1 protein-coding gene and 1 pseudogene are annotated in these 736 nt (G+C 76.4%); one reads left to right on the plus strand and one right to left on the minus strand.

All coding sequences use genetic code 11. The features are described from left to right. On the plus strand, window positions 1-406 hold a 406-nt coding region (locus GT042_RS25785; protein WP_237531175.1), incomplete at its 5' end, for a helical backbone metal receptor. On the opposite strand, the pseudogene GT042_RS25790 reads toward GT042_RS25785, so the two are convergent. Then, window positions 312-736 (minus strand): annotated as a pseudogene (locus GT042_RS25790) (C4-dicarboxylate ABC transporter); the annotation flags it as partial. The gene GT042_RS25785 and the pseudogene GT042_RS25790 sit on opposite strands and share 95 nt — an antisense overlap.

Genomic DNA, 736 nt, shown 5'->3' on the forward strand with positions numbered 1-736 from the left:
CGACGCGCGGGCCGCGTGGGCCGCGCCGCCCCCGTACCCGTACCGCCCGCGCGCCGCCGTCGTACCGATCTGGCGCCGTCCCTGGATGGTCCTCGGCCGCGACACGTTCGCCGGGGACCTGCTGGCCCGGCTCGGCGTACGGAACGTGTACGCGGACCACGCCGAGCGCTACCCGCGCATCCCCCTGGACGAACTGCGCGCGTCCGGCGCCGACCTCGTGGTCCTGCCCGACGAGCCGTACCGTTTCACCGCCGACGACGGCCCCGAGGCCTTCCCCGGGCTGCCCGCCAAGCTGGTCGACGGGCGTTTCCTCACCTGGTACGGGCCGTCCCTGGCCGGGGCGCCTGAGGCCCTGCGAGCAGCGCTCCGCCGATCAGCCCCCGTACCGTGCCCGCGAAGACCGTGACCCAGGCCGTCACCAGCAGGGCGAAGAGGCCCACCGCGAGCCACTGGAAGGCCACCGGACCGGTCCGGTGCGCCAGCGCCTCCGCGCCGGTCACACAGGTGCCGATGGGGAAGGTGAACGCCCACCAGCCCAGCGAGAACGGCATCCCGCGCCGCAGCGCCCGCACCACCAGCGCGGCGGACAGCGCCAGCCACAGCAGCGCGAACCCCATCACCGGCACGCCGTACACCACGGCGAACGCGCCCAGGGCGGGCGCGAGGGAGCCCCCGACCGCCGTCGGCGCCACGTCCGCGAGCCGGCCCACCGCCGTGGTCGACTGACCGAGCGGGC

The organism is Streptomyces sp. SID3212 (assembly GCF_009865405.1).
In the GTDB taxonomy this organism is placed as follows: Bacteria; Actinomycetota; Actinomycetes; order Streptomycetales; family Streptomycetaceae; genus Streptomyces.